22 protein-coding genes and 1 tRNA gene are annotated in these 24,504 nt (G+C 41.5%); 7 read left to right on the top strand and 16 right to left on the bottom strand.

The annotated features are described in order from the left end of the window. Nucleotides 1-35: 35 nt before the first annotated feature. Nucleotides 36-2,195, top strand: coding sequence for a prolyl oligopeptidase family serine peptidase (locus DDV96_RS07295; RefSeq protein WP_116694101.1), 2,160 nt, complete (start codon nt 36-38; stop codon nt 2,193-2,195). Nucleotides 2,196-2,273: 78 nt separating this feature from the next. Next, the gene (locus DDV96_RS07290; protein WP_116694100.1) at nt 2,274-3,209 is read left to right on the top strand and encodes an ABC transporter ATP-binding protein; all 936 of its coding nucleotides are present in this window, start codon (nt 2,274-2,276) and stop codon (nt 3,207-3,209) included. A gap of 123 nt (nt 3,210-3,332) precedes the next feature. Here the strand turns inward: DDV96_RS07290 and DDV96_RS07285 are convergent, their stop codons facing one another. After that, entirely contained in the window at nt 3,333-3,971 is a 639-nt protein-coding gene (locus tag DDV96_RS07285) for an SDR family oxidoreductase (protein WP_116694268.1), read from the bottom strand. A gap of 100 nt (nt 3,972-4,071) precedes the next feature. After that, nucleotides 4,072-5,067: an NADP-dependent oxidoreductase gene (locus DDV96_RS07280; RefSeq protein WP_116694267.1), complete on the bottom strand. Its 996-nt coding sequence runs from the start codon at nt 5,065-5,067 to the stop codon at nt 4,072-4,074. Between the two features lie 153 nt (nt 5,068-5,220). Between DDV96_RS07280 and DDV96_RS07275 the strand changes: the two genes are divergently transcribed. Then, a complete protein-coding gene (locus DDV96_RS07275) occupies nt 5,221-7,458 on the top strand; it encodes an FUSC family protein (RefSeq protein ID WP_240607688.1) in 2,238 nt (745 codons plus the stop codon). 15 nt (nt 7,459-7,473) lie between these two features. On the opposite strand, the gene DDV96_RS07270 is transcribed toward DDV96_RS07275, so the two are convergent. The 9 genes from DDV96_RS07270 to pdxA form a co-directional block, all read right to left on the bottom strand. Continuing rightward, complete coding sequence (locus DDV96_RS07270; protein ID WP_116694099.1) at nt 7,474-7,929, bottom strand: 3-oxoacyl-ACP synthase; 456 nt, start codon at nt 7,927-7,929, stop codon at nt 7,474-7,476. Beyond that, nucleotides 7,914-8,615, bottom strand: coding sequence for a monofunctional biosynthetic peptidoglycan transglycosylase (mtgA, locus tag DDV96_RS07265; protein ID WP_116694098.1), 702 nt, complete (start codon nt 8,613-8,615; stop codon nt 7,914-7,916). The genes DDV96_RS07270 and mtgA overlap by 16 nt, the downstream gene beginning before the upstream one ends. Continuing rightward, nucleotides 8,612-9,733: an NAD(P)/FAD-dependent oxidoreductase gene (locus DDV96_RS07260; protein WP_116694097.1), complete on the bottom strand. Its 1,122-nt coding sequence runs from the start codon at nt 9,731-9,733 to the stop codon at nt 8,612-8,614. Before DDV96_RS07260 ends, mtgA begins: the two co-directional genes overlap by 4 nt. A 171-nt stretch (nt 9,734-9,904) precedes the next feature. Next, nucleotides 9,905-11,260 carry an acetyl-CoA carboxylase biotin carboxylase subunit gene (accC, locus tag DDV96_RS07255; RefSeq protein ID WP_116694265.1) on the bottom strand — a complete coding sequence of 452 codons (1,356 nt, stop codon included), beginning with the start codon at nt 11,258-11,260 and terminating at the stop codon, nt 9,905-9,907. Between the two features lie 79 nt (nt 11,261-11,339). Next, a complete protein-coding gene (gene accB / locus DDV96_RS07250) occupies nt 11,340-11,846 on the bottom strand; it encodes an acetyl-CoA carboxylase biotin carboxyl carrier protein (RefSeq protein ID WP_116694096.1) in 507 nt (168 codons plus the stop codon). 27 nt (nt 11,847-11,873) lie between these two features. Continuing rightward, on the bottom strand, nt 11,874-12,872 hold the full coding sequence (locus DDV96_RS07245) for a beta-ketoacyl-ACP synthase III (RefSeq protein WP_116694095.1): 999 nt from the start codon (nt 12,870-12,872) through the stop codon (nt 11,874-11,876). A gap of 170 nt (nt 12,873-13,042) precedes the next feature. After that, complete coding sequence (gene rpmF / locus DDV96_RS07240; protein ID WP_116694094.1) at nt 13,043-13,240, bottom strand: 50S ribosomal protein L32; 198 nt, start codon at nt 13,238-13,240, stop codon at nt 13,043-13,045. 9 nt (nt 13,241-13,249) lie between these two features. Beyond that, nucleotides 13,250-13,789, bottom strand: a complete 540-nt coding sequence (locus tag DDV96_RS07235; protein WP_116694093.1) for a YceD family protein — start codon at nt 13,787-13,789, stop codon at nt 13,250-13,252. Nucleotides 13,790-13,867: 78 nt separating this feature from the next. After that, nucleotides 13,868-14,932, bottom strand: a complete 1,065-nt coding sequence (gene pdxA, locus DDV96_RS07230; protein WP_116694092.1) for a 4-hydroxythreonine-4-phosphate dehydrogenase PdxA — start codon at nt 14,930-14,932, stop codon at nt 13,868-13,870. Between the two features lie 58 nt (nt 14,933-14,990). On the opposite strand from pdxA, the gene DDV96_RS07225 reads away from it, so the two are divergent. After that, the gene (locus DDV96_RS07225; RefSeq protein ID WP_116694091.1) at nt 14,991-15,581 is read left to right on the top strand and encodes a riboflavin synthase; all 591 of its coding nucleotides are present in this window, start codon (nt 14,991-14,993) and stop codon (nt 15,579-15,581) included. Between the two features lie 630 nt (nt 15,582-16,211). Here DDV96_RS07225 and DDV96_RS07215 read toward each other — a convergent pair. Further along, nucleotides 16,212-16,285 (bottom strand) — tRNA-Ile (locus tag DDV96_RS07215). Nucleotides 16,286-16,358: 73 nt separating this feature from the next. Next, a complete protein-coding gene (mce, locus tag DDV96_RS07210) occupies nt 16,359-16,760 on the bottom strand; it encodes a methylmalonyl-CoA epimerase (RefSeq protein ID WP_116694089.1) in 402 nt (133 codons plus the stop codon). A 150-nt stretch (nt 16,761-16,910) separates the two neighbouring features. On the opposite strand from mce, the gene rbfA reads away from it, so the two are divergent. Both rbfA and DDV96_RS07200 read left to right on the top strand, forming a co-directional pair. Further along, nucleotides 16,911-17,312: a 30S ribosome-binding factor RbfA gene (rbfA, locus tag DDV96_RS07205; protein ID WP_116694088.1), complete on the top strand. Its 402-nt coding sequence runs from the start codon at nt 16,911-16,913 to the stop codon at nt 17,310-17,312. A 2-nt stretch (nt 17,313-17,314) separates the two neighbouring features. Then, complete coding sequence (locus tag DDV96_RS07200) at nt 17,315-18,520, top strand: ABC transporter permease (RefSeq protein ID WP_116694087.1); 1,206 nt, start codon at nt 17,315-17,317, stop codon at nt 18,518-18,520. Nucleotides 18,521-18,633: 113 nt separating this feature from the next. Here the strand turns inward: DDV96_RS07200 and dusB are convergent, their stop codons facing one another. Continuing rightward, nucleotides 18,634-19,626: a tRNA dihydrouridine synthase DusB gene (dusB, locus tag DDV96_RS07195; protein WP_116694264.1), complete on the bottom strand. Its 993-nt coding sequence runs from the start codon at nt 19,624-19,626 to the stop codon at nt 18,634-18,636. Nucleotides 19,627-19,830: 204 nt separating this feature from the next. Next, nucleotides 19,831-22,245, bottom strand: a complete 2,415-nt coding sequence (locus DDV96_RS07190; protein WP_116694086.1) for an outer membrane beta-barrel family protein — start codon at nt 22,243-22,245, stop codon at nt 19,831-19,833. Nucleotides 22,246-22,457: 212 nt separating this feature from the next. On the opposite strand from DDV96_RS07190, the gene lepA reads away from it, so the two are divergent. Then, nucleotides 22,458-24,254: a translation elongation factor 4 gene (gene lepA, locus DDV96_RS07185; protein ID WP_116694085.1), complete on the top strand. Its 1,797-nt coding sequence runs from the start codon at nt 22,458-22,460 to the stop codon at nt 24,252-24,254. Here lepA and DDV96_RS07180 read toward each other — a convergent pair. Then, the gene (locus tag DDV96_RS07180; protein WP_116694084.1) at nt 24,251-24,487 is read right to left on the bottom strand and encodes a hypothetical protein; all 237 of its coding nucleotides are present in this window, start codon (nt 24,485-24,487) and stop codon (nt 24,251-24,253) included. The genes lepA and DDV96_RS07180 overlap by 4 nt on opposite strands. Nucleotides 24,488-24,504 lie beyond the last annotated feature (17 nt).

Raw genomic sequence — 24,504 nt, 5'->3', positions numbered from 1 at the left:
AATGGAAAAGTGGAATAAGGACTAAATATTTTATTATGAAAAAACTTATAATTCCCATTGTTGTTGGGCTTACCATTGTGGCTTGCAAAGAAGAATCTAAAGAAACTACTGCGTTGACGTATCCCGAAACTAAAAAAGTAGATACCGTTGACACCTATTTTGGCACCGAAGTAAAAGACCCGTACCGCTGGTTGGAAGACGACCGCAGCGAGGAAACGGCCGATTGGGTGCAGCGTGAAAACAAAACCACCTACGGATATTTAGACAATATTCCATACCGCGATGCTCTAAAAGAACGACTATCGACCCTTTGGAATTACGAAAAAGTAAGCGCCCCTTTCAAAGAGGGCGATTATACGTATTTCTATAAAAACGATGGCCTGCAAAATCAATACGTGGTCTATCGCTACAAAACCGGGGAAGACCCCGATACTGCTGAAGTGTTTTTGGATCCCAACACTTTTAAAGACGATGGTACCATCTCTTTGGACAACCTAAGCTTTTCTGAAGATGGGAAAACCGCTGCGTACAGTATTTCGGAAGGTGGAAGCGATTGGCGAAAAGTGCTCGTCATGAATACCGAGAAAAAGGAAATAGTAGAGGATACCATTATTGATGTAAAATTCAGCGGACTGTCTTGGAATGGAAATGACGGTTTTTACTATTCCAGTTATGATAAACCAAAAGGAAGCGAGCTTTCGGCAAAAACCGACCAACATAAATTATATTATCACAAGTTGGGAACCTCTCAAAAAGAAGATAAATTGGTTTTTGGTGGTACCGAAGCAGAAAAACATAGATACGTTCGTGGAAACGTTTCAGAAGACAATCGCTATCTTACTATACTCGCCAGTGTTTCCACTTCTGGCAACAAGCTTTTCTTAAAAGACTTGACCAAGCCGGACAGCGAATTGGTCACGATTTTAGACCATACCGATAGCGACACCTATTTATTGGACAACGACGGCACCAAACTCTATTTGGTTACCAACCTCAACGCGCCCAATAAAAAAATTGTGACGGTCGATGCCGCAAATCCAACACCTGAAAACTGGGAAGACTTTATCCCAGAGACCGAAAACGTGCTGAACCCATCAACAGGGGGTGGTTATATTTTTACCAATTATATGGTCGATGCCGTTTCAAAAGTATATCAATATGATTACGACGGAAATAAAGTACGTGAAATAGAACTGCCAGGCGTAGGAAGCGCCGGCGGCTTTGGCGCTAAAAAAGACGAAAAAGAACTGTTTTACAACTTTACCAATTATGTAACGCCAGGAAGCATCTATAAATATGATATTGAAGAAGGTACTTCAGAATTGTTCCGCAAACCTGAAATAGACTTCAATCCGGAAGATTATACCAGCGAACAAGTTTTTTATACCTCGAAAGACGGTACCAAAATCCCGATGATCATTACCCACAAAAAAGGGATTGAGCTCAACGGAAAAAACCCGACAATTCTGTATGGCTATGGTGGTTTCAACATAAGCTTAACGCCAAGCTTTAGCATTACCAATGCCGTATGGATGGAACAAGGCGGTATCTATGCGGTTCCCAATTTGCGCGGCGGAGGTGAATACGGTAAAAAATGGCACAAAGCAGGAATCAAGATGAAAAAGCAAAATGTGTTCGACGATTTTATTGCCGCTGCCGAATATTTAATAGATAACAACTACACTTCCAGTGATTATTTAGCCATTCGAGGAGGCTCTAACGGTGGTTTATTAGTTGGAGCGACGATGACACAACGCCCAGATTTAATGCAAGTGGCCTTACCAGACGTTGGGGTGTTGGACATGTTGCGCTACCACACCTTTACAGCCGGAGCCGGTTGGGCGTACGATTACGGAACCGCCGAAGACAGCAAAGAGATGTTTGAATATCTAAAAGGTTATTCCCCTGTTCACAATGTTAAAGATGGCGTGGAGTATCCCGCAACCTTGATAACAACAGGCGATCACGACGACCGTGTGGTGCCAGCGCACAGTTTTAAATTTGCCGCCGAACTGCAAGAACATCAAACTGGCGACAACCCGGTATTGATCCGGATTGAAACCGATGCCGGCCACGGTGCGGGAACGCCAGTAAGCAAAACCATAGACCAATACGCCGATATTTACGGTTTTACGCTCTACAATATGGGTTACGAAGTGTTGCCTGAAAAAGTAAATAAAGAAGTAAAAGAGTAAACAGACTTTTCAAAATCATAAAAGGTTGTCAACTGAATTAAAAATGTAAGTTGACAGCCTTTTTCAATATATAACTTTATGTTGTCCGTTTCCATTCAATCATTTTCATATGCTTCAAAAGCAATCCTTCAGGATATTAATTTTAAGCTGAAACGTGGCAACCATCTGGCCGTTTTAGGCGAAAGCGGTTGCGGGAAATCAACCTTGCTTCATCTAATTTATGGGTTGTTGCATTTGGATAATGGAAGGATTGCTTGGGAAGGGGAACAATTAAAAGGCCCCCATCACACCCTCATCCCTGGCGAGCCGTTTATGAAATTGGTCGCTCAAGAACTGAACGTGATGCCTTTTATCACTGTTCGAGAAAATATAGCAGAACATTTGCCTAGATTAAACCCTGAGGAAGAAAGTGATCGGGTAAACACACTTTTGAACGTAGTCGATTTAGAAGCTTTTGGCAACCGAAAAGTTATAAACCTCAGTGGCGGACAAAAACAACGGGTTGCTTTGGCCAAAGCCCTTGCCAAAGCCCCGAAATTGTTGTTGTTGGACGAGCCATTTAGCAGTATCGATACCTTCCGAAAAAATAAGTTGCGCAGAAGTCTGTTCAGGTATTTAAAAGAAGAAAACATCAGTTGCATCACGGCCACCCACGATGCGGAAGAAGCGCTCGCTTTTTCAGATGAATTACTATTGTTGAAAGAAGGGAAGATGGAACGTTTCGGAAAACCGGAAACCATTTACAACAATCTAAAAACAGCATATCAAGCCGGTTTTTTTGGCGATGTTACCGTGCTTCCGCCAGAAACAGTGCCTTCAGGTGATAGAATTTTTTTGCCACATCAACTGACAATTTCTGAAAAAGAAACTAAAATAAAGGTCGAAGTCACCACTTCTTTCTTTAAAGGAAGTCATTATTTAATTGAAGCTATTTATAAGGGAAATCCTATCTTTTTTAATCATATTGATGAAATTGAAACAGGGAAAAGCGTGTTTCTTACTGAAATTAAATAGTAAATAATTAGACCGTTGTCATTCCGAAGAAGGAACGACTGAGGAATCTATATCGTGTTTGGGAAAGATTCTTCACTTCGCTACGCTACGTTCTGAATGACAGTGGTCTTTTAAATATCTACATTAAATTTCCTTCAACGCATCCTCAATTTCGGTATCGCCTTGTAAAATTTCAAAGGTTTTATTCGTTGCCGTCGTATCGTGAAGCGCAGCGACCAAAGTTTCGGCCACATCATCCCTTGTGATTTCTCCGCGTTCGTTCAGTTTTTTGGCTGCTTTTATTTTTCCGGTCCCATTTTCGTTGGTCAAGGCTCCGGGACGTACTATGGAATAGTCCATACCACTATTGCGCAAATGTTGGTCTGCGTTTTGTTTGGCTTCTAAATAATGTTGCAACTTCTCGTGCTCCTCTGGATTATCAGTTCCCATGGCGCTTAACATGACAAATTTTCTAATCCCTGCAATTTCGGCAAGGTCAATCAGTTTTTTGGCACCTTCTTGATCTACGGCGGTGGTTTTTTCTTTGGGCGTATCACCTCCCGATCCGGCCGCAAATACAATTTTATGAATTCGCGTTACGGTATGGCTTACGTTTTTCTCGAGATCGCCCATAACCGTTTCAATGTCTTTCTTTTTAAATTGCTCCGCTTGGTCTTGGTGACGGATCATGGCTACAGGTTCATAATTTCTGTATTCATCTAAAATATCAACGATTTTTTTTCCTGTGGTACCGTTGGCACCCACTACTAATACTTTTTCCATAGCTGTAAAATACAAATAATACAGAAACTAAAAACCCACGTTAACGGCTTTTAACGTAGGTTTTAGCAAGTCATTAATAAACTTTTAAATTAAATGACGGCTATACTTTTACAATCATTTTTCCTTTATTTTTCCCATCAAACAAATCTATAAAAGCTTGCGGTATTTCGTCAAATCCTTCCACGATGGTTTCAGAATACGTCAATTTATCTTCCTGTAACCAAGTGGCCAACTGTTGAATTGCGGCTGGAAATTCTTCTTGGTAATCACGTACAGTAAAGCCTTGCATCAATACGCTTTTTTTAATTAAGGTGGTTTCGTGCCTTGGACCTGTGGGCTGTTCGGTTTTATTATACAGCGAAATGGCACCACAGCAAACCACCCGGCCGTTGTAATTGATATTCGCCATAGCGGCATCCAATATTTCACCGCCCACATTGTCGTAATACACATCCACGCCGTTGGGGCAGGCTTCGGCAATGGCTTTCTTCATATTATCGGTGGTTTTGTAGTTGATGCCTTCATCAAAATGAAATTTCTCCTTAATGGTTTTTATTTTTTCATCGGTTCCGGCGATACCGACCACTTTACAGCCTTTAATTTTTCCTATTTGGCCAACAACCGTTCCCACGGCTCCTGAAGCGCCAGAAACCAACAACGTTTCGCCTTTTTCTAAGTCACCAATTTTTTTTAGACCCAAATAAGCCGTAATTCCCGTGAGTCCCAAAACGCCTAAATACGCCGATAATGGGGCTTTGCTGCCATCTACTTTTTGAAGCCCTTTTCCATTAGAGGTTTGAAATTGCTTCCATTGCAACATTCCGTTTACGTAATCGCCTTTTTTAAAATTTTCCGAGTTGCTCTCTATTACTTCAGCGATAATACCCGATTCTACGGGTTCATTCAGTTGAAACGGTTCTATGTACGATTTTTCATCCCGCATCCTGCCGCGCAAATACGGATCGACGGAAACATACTTTGTTTTTAACAACACTTCCCCTTCTTTTGGACTTGGCTTTTCGATTTCCTTAAATTCAAAATCGTCAAGGGTTGGTCTTCCTTTTGGTCTGTTTTTCAGTAATATGGTCTTGTTCATCATTTTATATTTTTTTTAAAATCACTTTTCATTAAAGTTACAAGTTTGTTTATGCACATCTGTGGGTGTTATATTGATTTTTAGGTTTTTTCAGAAAAGATTAACGTAGTTACCTTAACAACGCAGTACCTTTGCAGTTGAACCATCACGATTTTGAACCTAACAAAAACCATTTCGGCCAACTTAAACGATTTTATGGAGTTTTTGAAAAGCACCAACTTTTCAAAAGCCATTTTGGTGGGCATATCGCTCACGCTGCCCATTATCATCGGATTGAAGTTTGATTTTTCTGAAATAGCCCTCGCTCTCGCTTTTGGGGCTTTTTGGAGCTCGCCCAGCGACATAAGTGGCAGTTTTAGGCACAAAACCATCGGTATTTTGTTTTCCATCGTGCTTATTATGGTGGTGAGTTTTGTTGGCGAATACCTTACAACGTTCACTATGTGGTTGCTTTTATTGGTGTTAGGGGTATTGGCTTTTGCTATTTCATATATTTCAATTTTTGGGTTTCGGGCTTCGCTTATCAGTTTTTCGGGCCTACTGGCATTGGTGTTGAGTTTCGCCCATGAAGTGGACCGGTTGGAAATTTATGAATACGCCCTTTATATTGGACTGGGAGGTCTTTGGTATTTACTATTGGCAACTTTATGGCACTATATAAACCCAAAAGGCCAAACGGAAGAACTGTTCAAAGAAATCTACCAACAAACTGCCGAGTTTTTGGAAATACGCGGAAAATTGGTAGGGCCAAATTGTGACAGGGACCAATTGCAATCCCAGCTTTTAGAACTGCAAAACGACATGAACGACACCCACGAAACCCTGCGCGAAATATTGATTTCTTCGCGTAAAAGTTCCGGACGGTCAGGGTACCAAAGCAAACGGCTGTTGGTATTTGTAGAGCTGGTGGACATTATGGAAGCGGCACTGGCAAACCCAGTGAACTACAACAAAATGGATGCGCTTTTGCAGCACCATCCGGAATTTATAAAAGACTTCCAAGAGCTGCTTTTTGAAATGTCCAAACAGATGCGCCTTATTTCTGAAGCAGGGCAAAACACTAAAAAAATTCCGAAGAACAATGCATTACTTCCCCTCTTCAGAAACATAGAAAAAGACATTGCGCTACTGAAATCGAGTGGTAAACCCGAAGAGTATGAAGGGTATTTAATGCTACAAAACTTGTTGGAATATCAGGAAAACCAAATTGAAAAAATTCAGAAAATAAAATGGTTGTTGCGCAATCCCAATCCACGGGAACTCACCTTTATTAAAAACGATGTTGCAAAGCGCTTTGTAACTACACAAGATTACGACCCTAAACTGTTGGTGCGCAATTTCAGTTTTAAATCGGCCATCTTTAAGCATTCTCTCCGCTTGGCCGTAACGATGATCGTAGGGTATTTAATTGGGGTGTTTTTCGATTTTCAAAACCCGTATTGGATTATGTTGACCTTGATCGTGATCATGCGACCAAGCTACGGACTTACAAAAACCCGTACCAAAGAGCGTACTATTGGGACATTAATTGGTGGCGTTATTGCCGTGGCTGTAGTTTTAATTACCCAAAACACCTACGTATATGCCATATTGGGTATAGGCTCGTTGGTGCTGGCACTTGCCATGATCCAAAAAAACTATAAAACTGGCGCTACTTTTATTACGTTGAGTGTGGTTTTTATCTATGCACTCATCAGTCCAGATGTGTTGACGGTCATTCAGTTTAGGGTAGTGGACACCTTGATTGGTGCCGGCTTGGCCACAGCTGCTACCTTTTTATTGTGGCCGGCTTGGGAGTTTATGGACATTAAGGGAAGTATTGAAAAAAGCGTTACGGCAAACAGGGAATTCCTTTCGGAAATCACAGCTTATTATGAAGAAAAAGGAAAGTTGCCCACCAGTTTTAAGCTTTCCCGAAAAAAGGCGTTTTTAGAAATGTCTAACCTCAGTGCTTCCTTTCAGCGAATGACGCAGGATCCAAAATCGAAACAAAAAAACTTGGAAAAAATTTATGAGCTGGTCGTGCTGAACCATACTTTTTTATCGTCTTTGGCCTCGTTGAGCACCTATATTCAAAACAATCCCACGACCGAAGCCTCTAGCCGGTTTACCACAGCTGCAAAACATAATGATGAATATTTAGGGCATATTATATCGGTTTTACAGCGGAAAGAACATAATCCGACAGCAATTGATGTAACCAAAAAAACTCAATTTTTTAAACAAGAACTCCCAAAGTTCACCACCGAAAATCCAGACCTGCCCGCATCGGTACATCCAAAATTGGAGCGGCAATTTCAAGAAGCCCATTTGGTTCGGGAACAGTTGCATTGGTTGTTTTCCATAAGCAAGAAAATGCTTCAGATTACTGAAAAGGTTCATTTCGGTTGATTTTTATGAGAAAAATCACACCACACTTTTAATGGTGTATTCTTTTTCATTGAACATAAAGTTTTCGCCTTTTTTCTTCCCGGAAAGCAATTGCCCGATGGGCGAATTTAACGCCACGCATATATAAGAAGTTTTCCCAACCGTTACCGCACCAATTGAAATACCCATAAAATAGGTGGCTTGATTGGTGTACACCAAACTTCCCAACCGAACGTAATCTGACTTTGAGTTGACGTCAATTTTACGAACCAACTGCTGCAGTTTTTCAATCTCTTGTAATTGCTTCCCTGCGTTTTCGCGGTCTATTTGCAGCATCGCTCGGCCAGTTTCATGTTTGTCGCCCGCGCTGCTTTTAGATTCTTCAAAAAGCGATTCTTCAATACCGGCGATGGTTTGTTTTATTTTGTTGTAACGGTTTTCAACAACATTTTTGCACTGGTTCAACAAGGCAGTTTTTAAATCTTTGTCCATTCATCTTCTTTTCGTTCTTCTAAGGTAAAAGTACCATAATAACGCATTTGTTGTACAATCCAAGAGGTTCTTTTTTCAATATAAGCTGAAGCTGGGGATGCGCGATATTTCCGGGGGTTGGGCAAAATAGCGGCAATGGCGGCAGCTTCACGTTTTAATAGGTTTTTGGCGTTTTTGTTGAACCAATACTGTGCGGCAGCTTCTGCCCCGAAAACACTGTCACCCATTTCAATGCTGTTGAGGTACACTTCTAAGATGCGCTCCTTGCTCCAAAGGGTTTCGATTAAAAACGTGAAATACACTTCCATTCCTTTCCGGAACCAACTCCGCTCTGGCCATAAAAAAACGTTTTTTGCCGTTTGTTGCGAAATGGTGCTGGCACCGCGTAGTTTTTTGCCCGCTTGGTTCTTTTTATAGGCTTTTTCAATGGCATCGTAATCAAAACCATTGTGGGCCATAAAGTTTTGATCCTCGGCACAGATTACGGCCAATTGTAAGTAGGCGGAGATGCCGTCCATGGATTTCCACTGGTGTTTGGTCTCATAGTTTTCACCTCCGTTATAGGAGCGTATTGCCATTAAAGGCGTGTAGGGAACCGGAACAAATTTATATGCCACGACCCATACAACCGTAATAACGATAAACCAGATTACTAGTTTTAAAATAAATTTGAAGAACCGTTTCATCTGCTCGCCAGTTTTGCTAAATTATATCCCATTGCAGTGCCAATAGCCACGCCCATGCCGCCAAGGCGGACCGCACAGAATATATTTGGGGAAATTTCTTTGACAATTGGCTTCTTCTGTTTTCCAACACCCATAATACCGCTCCACCGTCTATCGATTTCAAAAGTGGTTTTCGGTAAAATGGTGGTATTTAAAAGTTCTTCTAATTTATTCTGAATTTGATTTGTAGTTATCATTTCAGTGGTTTCTTCTCCTTTAAAATTCAGGTTTCTGCCGCCGCCAAAAAGGATTCGGTCATTGATATTCCTGAAATAATAATAGCCTTTGTCCAGATGAAATGTTCCCTTAATATGCAAGTTTTCAATGGGATTGGTAATTAAAACTTGGGCACGGGCCGGTTGCACTGCTTCGTCCAATAACTGTTTGGCGAAACCGTTGTTGGCAATACAGACTTTCTTTGCCGATACATTTATTGAATTGTTAAGCTGAAAGGAAACGGACTCATTATCTTGCGAAAGCGACGTAACCTCAGCGCAATTTAAAACGGTAATCCCAGCTTTGTAAACCTTCTGAAGCAAAGCGTGCATCATTTTTCCCGTATCTATTTGCCCTTCAAATTTGTTGAACACTAGTTGCGGTTGAATTTTTTTAAACTGAAAAGCATTTTCGGTAATTGAAAACACATCGTCATTAAAAATAGGTATTAAAAGACGGTTGATGGTGTGCAATTGTAATTTACATTGTTTAAAGAGTTCGCCATCTTCTTCCGTAAACAATTCATACCCGCCGCAATGTTTCAAGTCAAGCTGTTTATCGCCTATGTTCTTCCGAAGCAATTGTAAGCCTTGCACACGTTCTTTTACGAGGTTGATGACTTCTTCTTCGGAATGTGTTGAAAGATCGTCCAGTATTTCTGAAAGACTACCGAAACAGGCAAAACCTGCATTTTTAGTACTGGCGCCGCTGGGTAACATGCCTTTTTCAAAAACCGTGATGTTTGCCGTTGGGTGTTTTTCTTTTAAAGCTAAAGCACAGTTAAGCCCCACCAACCCGCTGCCGACAATGGCATAATCGATGTTTTGAAGCCACATTTTATGTTCCCAATAGGATAAGGTCATTTATATTGAAGTTAGTATCGGTCACTTCGATACGTTTCTCGTTCCTCGAAACACTCAGCAACCTTTACCTATATTTGTTAAATTCAGTAAATGTCAATAAAAAAAGCATCAAACTCCAAAGAAATTAAATTCTTTCTAGAATTTGATGCTTTTAACTTAGTATAAAATTATCTACTCTTCCTCTTCCGGTTCGTTCATTTTAAAGTCGTCCATAAAAGCTGTGGTGTAGTTTCCGCTTACATACGCCGGGTCGTCCATTAACTGCCTATGGAAAGGAATGGTGGTTTTTATGCCTTCGATTACGAACTCGTCCAATGCCCGTTTCATTTTGTTGATCGCTTCTTCCCGGGTTTGCGCTGTTGTAATCAATTTTGCGATCATGGAGTCGTAGTTAGGCGGAATGATATAGCCTGCATATACGTGGGTGTCGAGTCTCACACCGTGCCCGCCGGGAGCGTGCAATACTTCTATTTTTCCCGGGGAAGGCCTAAAGTTGTTGTAAGGGTCTTCGGCATTGATCCTGCATTCAATTGCATGGAGTTTTGGCAGGTAGTTTTTACCAGAAATAGGCACACCTGCAGCCACTAAAATCTGTTCCCTAATCAAATCGTAATCCACTACTTGCTCGGTAATTGGGTGCTCAACTTGAATACGGGTGTTCATTTCCATAAAATAGAACTTGCGGTGTTTATCCACCAAAAACTCGATGGTACCGGCTCCTTCGTATTTTATGTATTCTGCGGCTTTTACGGCTGCTTTTCCCATTTCTTCCCGCAACTTTTTGGTCATGAACGGACTTGGGGTTTCTTCGGTGAGTTTTTGGTGACGGCGTTGTATGGAGCAATCGCGCTCACTTAAATGGCAGGCTTTGCCTTTGCTGTCGCCCACAATCTGTATTTCGATATGGCGTGGCTCTTCAATAAGTTTTTCCATATACATATCGTCATTGCCAAAAGCGGCCTTACTTTCTTGACGGGCCGACTCCCAAGCGGCTTCGAGGTCTTCCTCTTTCCAAACGGCGCGCATTCCTTTTCCTCCGCCTCCTGCACTGGCTTTAAGCATAACGGGATAACCGGTTTCTTTGGCAATTTTTTTACAAGTCTTAAAATCTGGGATTACGCCATCGCTACCTGGGACACAAGGTACTCCCGCTTCTTTCATCGTAGCTTTGGCTTTTGCCTTGTTGCCCATACGATCGATCATTTCGGGCGAGGCACCTATGAATTTAAAGTCGTGTTCTTCACATATTTTCGAGAATTTGGAATTTTCAGACAAAAACCCATATCCCGGATGAATGGCATCGGCATTGGTTATTTCGGCCGCTGCAATAATATTTGAAATCTTTAAATAGCTTTCATTACTTGGGGCAGGACCAATGCATACCGCTTCGTCGGCAAAACGCACGTGAAGGCTTTCTTCATCTGCTTTGCTGTAAACGGCTACCGTTTTAATGCCCATTTCGCGACAGGTACGGATTATTCGAAGTGCGATCTCTCCCCTATTGGCAATCAATATCTTTTTAAACATAACTTTTTCTGAAATATCAAAAAACAAAAAACAAATTCCAACCCTTTTGGGATTTGTGATTTGAACTTTGGAATTTGTACTAAGATGGATCTACTAAGAAAAGTGGTTGGTCGAACTCTACCGGTGAGGCATCGTCCACCAATACTTTTACTATTTTACCGGAAACTTCACTTTCAATTTCGTTGAACAGTTTCATCGCTTCAATAACACACAGCACGTCGCCTTCTTTTACGGTGTCGCCCACTTCAACAAATACAGCTTTGTCTGGAGAGGGTTTGCGGTAAAATGTCCCGATGATAGGCGACTTTACGGTAATGTAATTAGAGTTATCGTCTCCACCGGCAGCTTCTTGGCTTTCTGGAGCCGAGGCGGCTGGGGCTTCGGTTTGTTGTGGAGCTGCCGCTGGTGCCGGTTGCTGTGGTTGGGCGGGCATAGCGGGCACTTGCTGAATATACGTGGTTTTTTCTTTCCCGTCTTCGGTGCCAGTCTTGATGGTGATTTTTACATCGTCCATTTCAAGTTTTACTTCACTGGCTCCAGATTTTGCCACAAACTTGATTAAATTTTGAATTTCTTTTAGCTTCATATCGTTCGTTGGTTTAATCGTTCTTGTTTATTTAGGATCGTAGGCCCATTTTAAATAAATAGCGCCCCAGGTAAAACCGCCCCCAAAGGAAGCAAATACCAGGTTATCCCCTTTTTTTAATTGTTTTTCATAGTCGTAGATGCACAACGGCAAGGTGGCCGAGGTGGTATTGCCGTACTTGTGGATGTTCATCATCACTTTTTCTGAAGGAAGGTTCATCCGTTTCGAAGTCGCATCGATAATGCGTTTATTGGCTTGGTGCGGCACCAGCCAATCCACATCTTCCCCGGAAAGGTTGTTACGGTTCATTATTTTTTCACTTACATCGGCCATGTTTGAAACCGCAAATTTAAACACTGTTTTTCCATCTTGAAATACATAATGTTGTTTGTTTGCGACTGTTTCTGCCGAAGCGGGTAATATAGAGCCTCCAGCGTCAATTTTCAGGCTTTGCCTTCCTATTCCGTCGCTCCTTAACACTTCATCCTGGAGGCCGTACCCTTCTTCATTAGGTTCAAAAAGCAAGGCTCCCCCTCCATCGCCAAAGATAATACAAGTAGTCCTGTCTTCATAATCAATTATCGAAGACATTTTGTCGGCACCTATCAATAACACTTTTTTATACCTTCCAGACTCGATATACCTAGCGGCGGTTGACATACCATATAGAAAGCTGGAACAAGCTGCCACCAAATCATACGAAAAAGCGTTTACGGCACCTATTTGGGTGGCCACGTAAACGCCTGTTGCCGCTACCGGCATATCGGGTGTGGCGGTTGCCATAATCACCATATCGATATCTTTGGGGTCGGTTTTGCTTTTTTTAAGAAGATCTTCTGCCGCTTTAATCGCTAGGAAAGAGGTTCCTTTATTTTTATCTTTTAAAATTCTACGTTCTTTAATTCCGGTACGGGCTGTGATCCATTCATCGTTGGTCTCTACCATGGTTTCGAGGATCTCATTGGTAAGGACGTAGTCCGGTACATAGCCACCTACAGCGGTAACTGCTGCTGTGATTTTGTTCATAGATTTGAATTAAATTCACTTAAAAGGCTTGAGAACCTTCTAAAGGAAGTGAAAATTACTAAAAATTCATCAAAATGGAGGGTAAAATGGGGTGTTTTTAACGTTTGGGAGTTTAAAAACAAAAAACTCCCACTGGTATGTGAGAGTTGCTTGTTTTAAGTTTGAATGTACTACGCCTCAACCTCTTCTACAGCATCGATTACAATCTGTCCGCGGTAGTATAACTTACCTTCGTGCCAGTGTGCTCTGTGATACAAGTGCGCTTCGCCCGTTGTTGGATCGGTAGCTATTTGAGGGGCAGTAGCTTTGTAATGTGTTCGTCTCTTATCCCTTCTTGTTTTTGAGATTTTTCTTTTAGGATGTGCCATCGCTCTATATTATTTATCCGTTAATAGTTTTTTTAATTCGTTCCAGCGCGGGTCAATTTGATCGCCTTCTGGATTTTCGTTTTTTGCTTTTGGGCGCAATTCTTCAAGTTTATCGAGTATGTCGCTTTTCAACGTTCCATCTTCTATGCCGGGATGCACCTTTTTTATTGGTACCGCCAAGATAATGGATTCATACACAAACTGCTGTATGTTAACTTCGTGGCTTCCGTAGGGCAAGACCAGTAAATCTTCATCTTCAAGATTATTGTCTTCGCCAAACTTTACCACGAATCTGTATTGGCCATCTATTTTTTGGTCATACGGTTCGTTGCTAACATCGCAATTTACGTTAACCGTGCCTTTATAATACAAGGTAAATTCCAAAAGCGTTGCTTTTTTTACCAACAACACGTTCAGTTTTACACCGGCATCGTTAAACTCGTTGTACTCAAAATGCTCAAAGAACGGTTTTTCTATTGTAAACTCAAACCAGTGTTCGCCTATTTTCAACCCTACAAAAGGGATGGTAAACTCTTTCAATTCCTTCATAATCACACCAATTTCTCATTCCCACCTTACTTGTAAGGCGGGTGCAAAGATAAAAAATTATTTGAATAGTGAATTAATTTAGCGTTTCTTTTTTGAAAACCCCTTTTTAGAGTGGTCTTTTAACGGGTTTTTAGTGAGTTTTTTATACTCTTTGCGCTTCTTATAAATTGCAATGGCAGCAAACACAGCTTCTTTGAACGACTCGTGATCGGCTTCATTTTTACCCGCTACATCATAAGCCGTACCGTGGTCTGGGGAGGTACGCACCCGGTTGAGACCTGCTGTATAATTAACCCCTTTTCCAAAAGCAAGTGTTTTAAAGGGGATTAAGCCTTGGTCGTGGTACGAGGCTATAATGGCATCGAAATTTTTATAGTTGCCCGAGCCAAAAAAGCTGTCGGCAGCATAAGGGCCAAAAACCAGTTTGCCGTTTTCCCGCAAAATTTCCAGGCTGGGCCTTAAAACCGTATCGTCTTCATCGCCAATCACCCCGTTGTCGCCTGTGTGCGGGTTGATCCCTAACACGGCTATTTTGGGCGTTCGTATGCCAAAGTCCTGTTTTAAAGTCGCATGGACCGTGTTTATTTTTTTCTCTATTACTTCGGAAGTGATGTTTTTAACCACGTCTTTTACCGCCACATGATCGGTGAGCAACCCGACGCGCAGGTTTCCTGAAATCAACAACATCAAGCTGTCGCCTTTAAGTTCCTGCGCCAAATAATCGGTATGGCCGGGGAAATTGAACGTTTCCGATTGAATGTTCGATTTGTTGATTGGCGCCGTTACCAAGACCGCTATTTTTTTTTCTTTTAATGCTGAAACGGCTGTCTTAAGAGATTTTATGGCGTATTCCCCAATTTTTTTATCTGCTGTCCCAAAATTGATGTCCACGTGTTCTTGCCATACATTGTACACGTTTATTTTTTTATGGGCAATTTTATCGAGCGAATCGATCCCGTGCAGGCTAAGGTCGAGCTTGTATTTCTTTTTAAAAAAAGACATCAGCTTGACCGAAGCAAAAATAACCGGCGTACAAAACTCCAACATTCGAGGATCTTGGAAGGTTTTTAAAACGATTTCGCTGCCTATTCCATTAAGGTCGCCTATTGAAATGCCTACAATTGTTTTTTCCTTCTTCGCCATAACGGTCAATGCGGTTTTTAATTTCTATTTTTGCAATACAAATGTAACCAATTTAAGGATGTTTACAGGAATTATTGAACAGCTTGGAAAAATTAAAAAACTGACCAAAGAAGGCAGCAACCTCCATATTGAAATAAAAAGCAGCCTGGCTTCGGAATTAAAAATAGACCAAAGTGTCGCACACAATGGCGTCTGCCTAACTGTTATAAAGGTAAAAAGCAACAGCTACGTGGTCACGGCCATTGACGAAACCCTGCAAAAAACCAACCTTGGTCAACTTGCTGAGGGCGATTTCATAAATTTAGAACGTGCCATGAAACTCGGCGACCGCTTAGACGGCCATATCGTTCAGGGTCACGTGGACCAAACCGGGGTTTGCACATCGGTTACCGAAGCAGATGGAAGTTGGGTATTCACTTTTACTTACAAAGAAGAAAAAGGAAACGTAACTATTGAAAAAGGCTCCATTACCATCAATGGGGTAAGTTTAACAGTGGTAAACTCTAAAGAAAACGAATTTAGCGTGGCCATAATCCCTTATACTTACGAGAACACCAATTTTAACACCATTAATGTAGGTACGACGGTTAATTTGGAATTTGATGTCGTGGGGAAATACGTAAACCGTATTACGCAGGGATATCGTTAGAACGGTATTTTTTAATGAGGAAATAGATTCCTAGCATCAATCCAATTGCTATAAGTAAAAGTATATTGTTATCGACTGACAGTCCAGGAGGAGGAGGTCCAGGAGGAGGAGGTGTTGGAGGCCCAGAACGTTCAGATATGGACTGACCAAAACCAGCCACGTTGCTAAACAAGCTGAGTGCAAGGGATACTATGAAAACGATTTGGGGTCGCATATACATATAGGGGGCTAAAATACTATTTTTTTATTAAAATCAAAGTCATCGAGTATTTATTAACTCATTTTCTTCTATAATAGTATTTCAAATTAACTAAGAAAGATTGTTTTTGAGTTTTTATATAAAGCCAAAATTTAACAGCTTGTCCAAAGTAAACACTATAACAACAAGCTTTTCCCGAAAAAAGCACAGCCTTGATTCTTGGAGAATCGACAGTCGCAGTGTAAATAGCTATCAGTAAATTATGAACGTTATAGGCTGTATAAAAAAAGTGGTTCCATACTTCGACGCTGCTCAGCACATCGCATGGGCTCACTTCGACTGCGCTCAGCATAAACTTCTCGCCCAAGAAACAGATTTACAATTAATAACTTTCCGCAATACTTGAATTTCAAAGCTATTTCAAAAAAAAGTGGTCCCACATGGGCTCGAACCATGGACCCCCTGATTATGAGTCAGGTGCTCTAACCAGCTGAGCTATGGGACCGGACTGCCTGCAAATGTAAAACACTTTGTAGTTATTGCAAACATTTTTTTACGATTATTACAATTTTAAGACATTATTCCATTTCTTGACACAGCTCAATTAGCACGCCGTTGGTCGATTTTGGGTGTAAAAAAACCACTAATTTATTATCGGCTCCTTTCTTAGGGGCTTCATTGATTACTGTAAAACCTTCTTGTTTTAGCCGTTCAATTTCTTTCTCTATATTTTTTACGGAAAACGCGATGTGGTGGATCCCCTCGCCTTTTTTTTCAATGAACTTTGCAATGGGACTATCGGGATTGGTAGCTTCCAAAAGTTCAATTTTGCTTTCACCACATTTAAAAAAAGAAGTGGTTACGCCTTCCCGCTCCACATTTTCGGTTTTATAATGCTCATATCCTAACAAACGGGTATACACCTTATTTGCTTCACTGATATTTTTAACGGCAATGCCTATATGTTCAATTTTATCCATCTCTTAAACTCTTTTTCTATTTCAAAATTACTAAATCTTTACAGTAGCTTCTTTGTAAATTTCAGAAGAAAAAAATTCTTTTTTCATATTTTAAACAGAAGGAACTGTTAATTAAGCAAGTGTTCGTTTTAATTGTCCTATTTTTGCATTATGAGTACAACAGAAAGCAACAGACAAAAAAAAATAGCAGGCGTGCTGCAAAACGACCTGGCCAAAGTATTACAGGAACTGCTCCGCGAGTCGGGACAACTGAGCACCATTTTAACCGTATCTAAAGTTTCGGTGACGGTCGATCTTTCCATTGCCAAGGTATATGTGAGCGTTTTCCCTTCCGATAAAGCCGAGGCTTTAATCAAGGAGCTAAAACAACTAACCCCAAAAATTAAGCACCAAGTTGCGCAGCTCACCAAACACCAGCTTCGGAAAATGCCTGATCTCATTTTTTACAACGATGATTCTATGGAATACATCGACAATATAGAAAAAGCGGTAAAGGATCAAGAAAACCCTATTGATAACCCAGATTTGCTCCCGAAAAGAAAAAAACTGTAAGCTTGAAATTTCCGCTCTACATCGCTAAGCGGTATTTGTTTTCAAAAAGCAGCAATAATGCCATTAATATCATTACCGGTATTGCCGCTGTGGGGGTTATAGTAGGTGCAATGTCATTGTTTATCGTGCTTTCGGGTTTTTCAGGCCTGAAAGATTTCAGCCTTCAGTTTACAACTGTTTTCGATAGTGATTTAAAAATCTACCCAAAAAGCGGAAAAACCATCACTTTTTCTGAAGCTTCTGAAGCACAACTAAAAAAAATCAATGGAATTGAAAGCTTTTCAAAAGTCATTGAAGAACGTGTTTTTCTTCAGTATAAAGGAAGAAACCATATTGCTTACATAAAAGGCGTGGACGAAAACTATAATGCGGTAAACCCAACCGATAGTATTTTATTTTTAAGCAATTGGTTTACGCCCGGCCAACAAGAAGTGGTGATTGGTTTTAACATTGCCCATAAACTGTCCTTGGGGGTCAATGATTATTCCGATTTGTTGAATATTTACGTACCACGCCCGGGAACCGGACAAATAGTTGCGACCGATGTTGCCAACGCCTTTACCAAAAAAAATGCCGTGGTTTCAGGAATTTATGACGTAAACGAAGAATTGAACAGCAAATACGTGTTCAGCGATATTGGTTTTGCACGTGATTTACTGAAATTGGACAGCACCACCGTTTCTTCCATTGAGTTGAAATTGAAGCCTAATGTTTCAGAAGAAGCCATTAGAGCAGAAATTCAACCTATTTTTTCAGAAAAAGTCCTCATTAAAAATCGCATTCAGCAAAACGATGCGCTCTACAAAATGCTGAATACTGAAAACATTGCCGTATACCTCATTTTTACCTTGGTACTTATTATTGCACTATTCAATGTAATAGGTTCCATTATTATGATGATTCTCGACAAACGAAAAGATATTAAAACTCTTTACAACCTAGGAACCACGGTTAAAGACATCCGGAAAATATTCTTTTTACAAGGCACGCTCATGACCACCCTTGGCGGCTTGTTGGGTATTGGTTTGGGCATTTTACTGGTGTGGGCGCAACTGCAGTTTGGGTTTGTGAACATTACCCAAACCCTGCCGTATCCCGTGAAATTCAAATTAATAAACGTGGTAGTGGTTTTTGTGACGATTACCGTTTTGGGGCTCATTGCTTCAAAAATCGCTTCGAGTAGGGTGCGGAAGAAATTGTTGCAGTAATGTCACCACCCTAGCCCTCCCCAAAGGAGAGGGAGAAGTTAAGCTTTCAAGGAATATTTTTAGACCTGAGCCCCTCCTTTGGAGGGGTTGGGGAGGACTTAGCGGTTAGGGGACTATACAAACTGATGATCCCCAAATTTTTGCAACACCTCATCAAAAGCGGCAAAAACATCGGCACTGTCATCGCTGGTTACCATTTTCATTCGGTAGGGCTTAAAGTCTGGGATGCCCTTAAAATAGTTGGTGTAATGGCGGCGGGTTTCAAAAACGCCCAGTTTTTCGCCTTTCCAATCAATAGCCATTTGCAAATGACGGCGGGCGGCTTCTACGCGTTCTTCCATCGTTGGCGGCAATGCGTGTTCGCCGGTTTTAAAATAATGCTTCACTTCTTTGAAAAACCACGGATAGCCAATACTGGCACGACCTATCATAGCTCCGTCCAAACCATATTTATCACGCATTTCCATAGCTCTTTCAGGAGTATCCACATCGCCATTGCCAAAAACCGGGATGTGCATGCGTGGGTTGTTTTTAACCTCAGCAATCGGTTTCCAATCGGCATTCCCCTTATACATCTGGGCACGGGTACGGCCATGAATGGAAATGGCTTGGCAGCCTACATCTTGCAAACGTTCGGCCACTTCTTTAATCATAATGGTGTTCTCGTCCCAACCCAAGCGGGTTTTTACGGTAACCGGCAATTTGGTGTGTTTTACCATGGCTTCGGTCAAGGAAACCATTAAATCGATATCTTTTAAAATTCCGGCCCCTGCACCTTTGCTCACCACTTTTTTTACCGGGCAGCCAAAGTTGATGTCGATAATGTCCGGGCCGCTGGCCTCCACGATTTCCACGCTTTGCAACATGGAATCAAGATTGGCACCAAAAATCTGAATGCCCACGGGACGTTCTTTTTCATAAATATCCAGCTTCATCACGCTTTTTGCCGCATCGCGAATCAATCCTTCTGAAGAGATAAATTCTGTATAGACCACATCGGCACCTTGCTCTTTGCAAAGGGCACGAAACGGCGGGTCGCTCACATCTTCCATGGGTGCAAGCAACAGCGGAAAATCGCCAACGTCTATGTTTCCTATTTTTGCCATATTCATCTCCCGTGCAAATGGGAGTCTCTTTATTCAATTCTGCTTTTCGATAAACTTCGGCAGGAATCTCTTTTTTATTGTTCTCTTTTCATCTTCCCTCAGCATGACACCATGCTTTCTGCGAAATTTTAAGGTTTTATTGACTGCAAAATTACGTAAAATAGTCTGGTAAACAATTTTGAGTTAAAGAAGTGCGGTTTCTATTTAATTGATACGTGCCGCTTCTTTTGTGGTTGTAGCGCGATTATTATCCCTTAAGCGCGCATTTCCGAAGTTGTATTTAAACCCTACCGTAAACAATCTGGTTTCAGATTGTGCCGTATAATAATTGTCTTGGTTGTAGTATTTTGACACCACAGGGAAGTTTAACGCGGTATTGAAAATATCATCAACCCCTACAGTTATACTGGCAGCATTGTCCCAAAATGATTTTCGGACAGATAGGTTAAGGAAAAACTTATTTTTATAGCTTGAAGAGCCTTGGATTACATTTGAAATATACAAAGAAGACAGATCCGCCGTCAAAGACCTATCTTTTGAAAGTGTAAAATTGGAATACACATACCCATAAAACCCAGCGGTATGGTTTTTATAGGTCCGTGGCACGCTTTCTACGGCCAAAAATTCGTTTTCCAGATAAAACGTGGAAGTAACCACATAAAGATACAGCCAATTGGGCAAGTTTCTTGGGGTATAGGAAATATCAAGGCTATACTGAAAATCGCGCAACAGGTTTGCCTCACTATTTCTAAGCGTTCTGTTTTCATTATCCTGAAATGTCAAAGCGCTCAAAGAGTTATCGATGGTTTCGTAATAAGCTTCAAAAGACCAAACTCCATTATAAGAATAATTCAATGCGATTTTATCTGAAATGGCGGGTACCAAACGCGGGTTTCCTTCATTGAAATTGTTCTCGTTAATAAAATACTTAAACGGGTTCAGGTTTTGATAGTGGGGCCGGGAAATACTTTTGGTGTACGAAAATCCGGCACTGTGTTTTTCATTGAAATCGTATTGGCCCAAAACCCTGGGAAACAGTTTAAAATAATCGTCCGTATTGGTTTCACCCAAGGTTCTTGACTGGCCTTCCACATCGGTATATTCACCCCGAAGCCCTACAACAAGGCTGAAATCGCCAAACGCCTGGTCAAAATTAATATATTCGGCAAACACTTTCTCACGATAATTGAAGTCGTCTGATAAGGAAGCGTTAAACTGCATCCCGCCCATATCGGTATCAAAAAAGTCAAGTTTGCTGTTGCTGTCTATATTACTGTACTTTACACCAGCTTCCAGACTTCCCTTCCAAAAAGAATGCGTCAAATCTGCTTGTCCGGTAAAAATAGTGGTGGTTTGGTCGGCATCGGTTAAAAAACTGTTTTCACGCAGTAAATTTCCTGCCGGATCACGATACGTGGTGCCCACATTCTGCAGCCGCTCGTTATTATAATCGGTATAATTGGCAGAAACCGTTATATCAGAATTTTCAGCATTCAACCGTACCTTATAATCACCTGTTATAGATAAGGTATGGGTATCTGTTTTCCGGTCACTCAAGGTAGTAAAGGTGCTGTCGATAACCTTTTGGGGGTTACGTATTACAGCAAAACCAGTATTATCGTACGTTTCATTAGGGTTTATAGAAAACGTAGCGGCGAGGCTAATGGTCTGTTTATCATCCAAGGTGAAATCGCTAATTAAATTTGCTTGGTGAGCGTTGGTACGGGTAATTTTTTTGAAATCTGAATTCCAAATAGAATTGGTACTGCCATCCGGATTAAAAAAACGGGTGAAATTATCATCTTCCTTAAGGTTCTTACGTGTGTTAAAACCATAGCTTCCGTAAAAGTTAATCCAGTTGTTTTTATAAAAATGTGAGGTACCCAATCGATATTTAGGGTAGGTTCCTTGCTTATACGAACCATTAACCGAACCTTTGTACCCAATGGAAATTGCCTTTGAGGTATTGATATTTAATACTGTCCCTGTTGCACCATCATATTTGGCCGAAGGACTGGTAATCACCTCGACCGATTTAATATTTGCGGCGTCGGTGTTTTCGAGCAGGGAAACCACTTCAGAAGGGCTTAGATACACCCGCTTGTTGTTAATGTAAATTTCAGGGGTTTGAAACTTAACTTGGATATTGTCGTCAATCACCACTACACCAGGGGTTTTTTTCAGCAAATCGAAAGTGCTTCCCACAGAAAGCGAGGTGTTTTCTACATTGAACACCAGTTTCCCGGCTGTTTTTTCTATGGTGGGCTTTTTTGCGGAGATTATCGTTTCGTCAAGGGTTTCGGTGGCTTCAGTTAATAGTATGTTTCCCATGTTTTTTTCGGAAGAAACAGCAATCCGCTTTTCTACTGTTTCATATCCTACAAAACTGAATGTGAGCTTATATTTTTTGGCTTCAAGGTTGTTCAGTACAAATGTTCCGTCTTCACCGGTGGTCGTTCCTTTAATAGGCTCAGTAGCTTCTTCTTCAAAAACAAGCACATTTACATAAGAAAGCGGTTTTACATCAGCATTAACAACAGTTCCTGAAAGTGAATAGTCTTGAGCCTGAAGGGAGGCAACACCAAAAAGCAAGGCGTATAGCAAATACAGTCCTTTCATAGGTAGATTGTTAGGGTTGTTATATCGATCTATCGCTGCGTTTTAAGGGGAGATGAAGCTTGCTTCAATTTAAGACGCGATTGTTACAAATATGTTAATATTATTATAAAATACAAAAACCAAAACAATTTTTTCGATGAAATACTTATATCCCTTTCTTTCCTTTCAATTTACGCTATATTTGCAGTTCATTCGCTACGGAAGAAAACACTATGAAGAACATTCGCAACTTTTGCATCATTGCCCATATTGACCACGGTAAGAGCACCTTGGCAGACCGCTTATTGGATACCACAGCCACGGTGACCGCTCGCGAAAAGCAAGAACAGTTATTGGACAGCATGGACCTGGAACGGGAGCGCGGCATTACCATTAAAAGCCATGCCGTGCAAATGGACTACGAATTTGAAGGCGAAAAATATACTTTGAACCTTATCGACACCCCAGGCCACGTGGATTTCTCGTATGAGGTTTCCCGAAGCATTGCCGCTTGCGAAGGTGCTTTGTTGGTGGTCGATGCTGCGCAGAGCATTCAGGCACAGACCATTTCAAACTTATATTTGGCATTGGAAAACGATTTGGAAATCATCCCCGTGCTCAACAAAATAGACCTTCCATCGGCAAACCCAGAAGAAGTTACCGATGACATTGTCGATCTTTTAGGGTGCGATCCAGAAGAAATAATCCCGGCCAGTGCCAAAACAGGTTTGGGGATTGACGAAATTTTAGAAGCCATCATTAAACGAATTCCAGCACCAAAAGGAAACCCAGACGAGTCTTTGCAGGCCTTGATCTTCGATTCGGTTTACAATCCTTTTCGTGGGGTGGAAACCTACTTTAGGGTATTGAACGGCGAGATAAAGAAAGGGCAACACGTAAAATTCATGGCTACTGGAAAAAGTTACGATGCCAATGAAGTGGGTACGTTAAAGCTAAAACAATTGCCAAAACAAGTAATTAAAACCGGCGATGTGGGGTATTTGATCACCGGTATTAAAGATGCGCGCGAAGTAAAGGTGGGCGATACCATAACCGATGCCGAAAGCCCCACCACCAATATGATTGCAGGGTTTGAAGACGTAAAACCCATGGTTTTTGCCGGAATCTATCCCGTGGACACCGAAGAATACGAAGAACTGCGCACGTCCATGGAAAAACTGCAGCTCAACGATGCTTCCTTGGTATTCCAGCCGGAAAGCTCGGCGGCGCTTGGTTTTGGGTTCCGTTGTGGGTTTTTGGGAATGTTGCACCTTGAGATTATTCAAGAACGCCTGGAACGCGAGTTTGATATGACGGTCATCACGACCGTTCCCAACGTATCGTACCACGCATACACCAATAAGGAACCGGATGAGGTGATTTTGGTGAACAACCCATCGGACCTTCCAGAGCCTTCCACCTTAGATCGCGTGGAAGAACCGTTTATAAAAGCCACGATCATTACCAAAGCCGAGTTTGTAGGCCCAGTCATGTCGCTCTGTATCGAGAAACGCGGGGAGATAGTAAACCAAACCTATTTGACCACCGAACGGGTAGAGCTTACATTTGATATGCCTTTGGCCGAAATCGTCTTCGATTTTTACGACCGCCTAAAAACTGTTTCCAGGGGCTATGCCTCTTTCGATTATGCCCCAATAGGGATGCGCGAGTCGCATTTAGTAAAAGTAGATGTGCTGTTAAACGGGAACACCGTCGATGCCCTTTCAGCTTTATTGCACCGCGACAATGCCTACGATATAGGCAAGCGTATGTGCGAAAAATTAAAAGAATTGATCCCCAGGCAGCAGTTTGACATCCCAATTCAAGCGGCCATTGGTTCTAAAATCATTTCCAGGGAAACGGTAAAAGCCCTTCGGAAAGATGTGACGGCAAAATGTTATGGAGGCGATATCTCCCGGAAGCGTAAGCTGTTGGAAAAGCAGAAAAAGGGTAAAAAGCGTATGCGTGCCGTGGGCAATGTTGAAATTCCGCAGGAAGCCTTTATGGCAGTGCTCAAGTTGAATGATTAACCGCCGCCACAAGTAGCACCAGACTCTTCTAAGCCGGCGATATATACATCATAATTGGTGTCGGTATTTTCACCATTTACCGTAGCATTTCCGTTTTGGTCGCGGCATACTTCAAAAGCAGTCGTTTCGGGAGAGTTGCAGGTTACGCACGAAATGGCTGGATCGTCCTCGCACGAAAAAAGTGCTGCCACGGTGAGCAGGACAATCGATTTCAGGAAATATTTTTTTACCATAAATAAGAAGCTTTACT

Source organism: Marixanthomonas spongiae (assembly GCF_003095375.1).
Taxonomy (GTDB): domain Bacteria; phylum Bacteroidota; class Bacteroidia; order Flavobacteriales; family Flavobacteriaceae; genus Marixanthomonas; species Marixanthomonas spongiae.
This window is presented reverse-complemented; position numbering and strand designations above follow the sequence as displayed.

Coding starts and splice junctions, on each gene's coding strand:
- DDV96_RS07295 (WP_116694101.1), top strand. CDS start 36: ATGAAAAAACTTATAATTCCCATTGTTGTTGGGCTTACCATTGTGGCT.
- DDV96_RS07290 (WP_116694100.1), top strand. CDS start 2,274: ATGTTGTCCGTTTCCATTCAATCATTTTCATATGCTTCAAAAGCAATC.
- DDV96_RS07285 (WP_116694268.1), bottom strand. CDS start 3,971: ATGGAAAAAGTATTAGTAGTGGGTGCCAACGGTACCACAGGAAAAAAA.
- DDV96_RS07280 (WP_116694267.1), bottom strand. CDS start 5,067: ATGAACAAGACCATATTACTGAAAAACAGACCAAAAGGAAGACCAACC.
- DDV96_RS07270 (WP_116694099.1), bottom strand. CDS start 7,929: ATGGACAAAGATTTAAAAACTGCCTTGTTGAACCAGTGCAAAAATGTT.
- mtgA (WP_116694098.1), bottom strand. CDS start 8,615: ATGAAACGGTTCTTCAAATTTATTTTAAAACTAGTAATCTGGTTTATC.
- DDV96_RS07260 (WP_116694097.1), bottom strand. CDS start 9,733: ATGACCTTATCCTATTGGGAACATAAAATGTGGCTTCAAAACATCGAT.
- accC (WP_116694265.1), bottom strand. CDS start 11,260: ATGTTTAAAAAGATATTGATTGCCAATAGGGGAGAGATCGCACTTCGA.
- accB (WP_116694096.1), bottom strand. CDS start 11,846: ATGAAGCTAAAAGAAATTCAAAATTTAATCAAGTTTGTGGCAAAATCT.
- DDV96_RS07245 (WP_116694095.1), bottom strand. CDS start 12,872: ATGAACAAAATCACAGCAGCAGTTACCGCTGTAGGTGGCTATGTACCG.
- rpmF (WP_116694094.1), bottom strand. CDS start 13,240: ATGGCACATCCTAAAAGAAAAATCTCAAAAACAAGAAGGGATAAGAGA.
- DDV96_RS07235 (WP_116694093.1), bottom strand. CDS start 13,789: ATGAAGGAATTGAAAGAGTTTACCATCCCTTTTGTAGGGTTGAAAATA.
- pdxA (WP_116694092.1), bottom strand. CDS start 14,932: ATGGCGAAGAAGGAAAAAACAATTGTAGGCATTTCAATAGGCGACCTT.
- DDV96_RS07225 (WP_116694091.1), top strand. CDS start 14,991: ATGTTTACAGGAATTATTGAACAGCTTGGAAAAATTAAAAAACTGACC.
- mce (WP_116694089.1), bottom strand. CDS start 16,760: ATGGATAAAATTGAACATATAGGCATTGCCGTTAAAAATATCAGTGAA.
- rbfA (WP_116694088.1), top strand. CDS start 16,911: ATGAGTACAACAGAAAGCAACAGACAAAAAAAAATAGCAGGCGTGCTG.
- dusB (WP_116694264.1), bottom strand. CDS start 19,626: ATGGCAAAAATAGGAAACATAGACGTTGGCGATTTTCCGCTGTTGCTT.
- DDV96_RS07190 (WP_116694086.1), bottom strand. CDS start 22,245: ATGAAAGGACTGTATTTGCTATACGCCTTGCTTTTTGGTGTTGCCTCC.
- lepA (WP_116694085.1), top strand. CDS start 22,458: ATGAAGAACATTCGCAACTTTTGCATCATTGCCCATATTGACCACGGT.
- DDV96_RS07180 (WP_116694084.1), bottom strand. CDS start 24,487: ATGGTAAAAAAATATTTCCTGAAATCGATTGTCCTGCTCACCGTGGCA.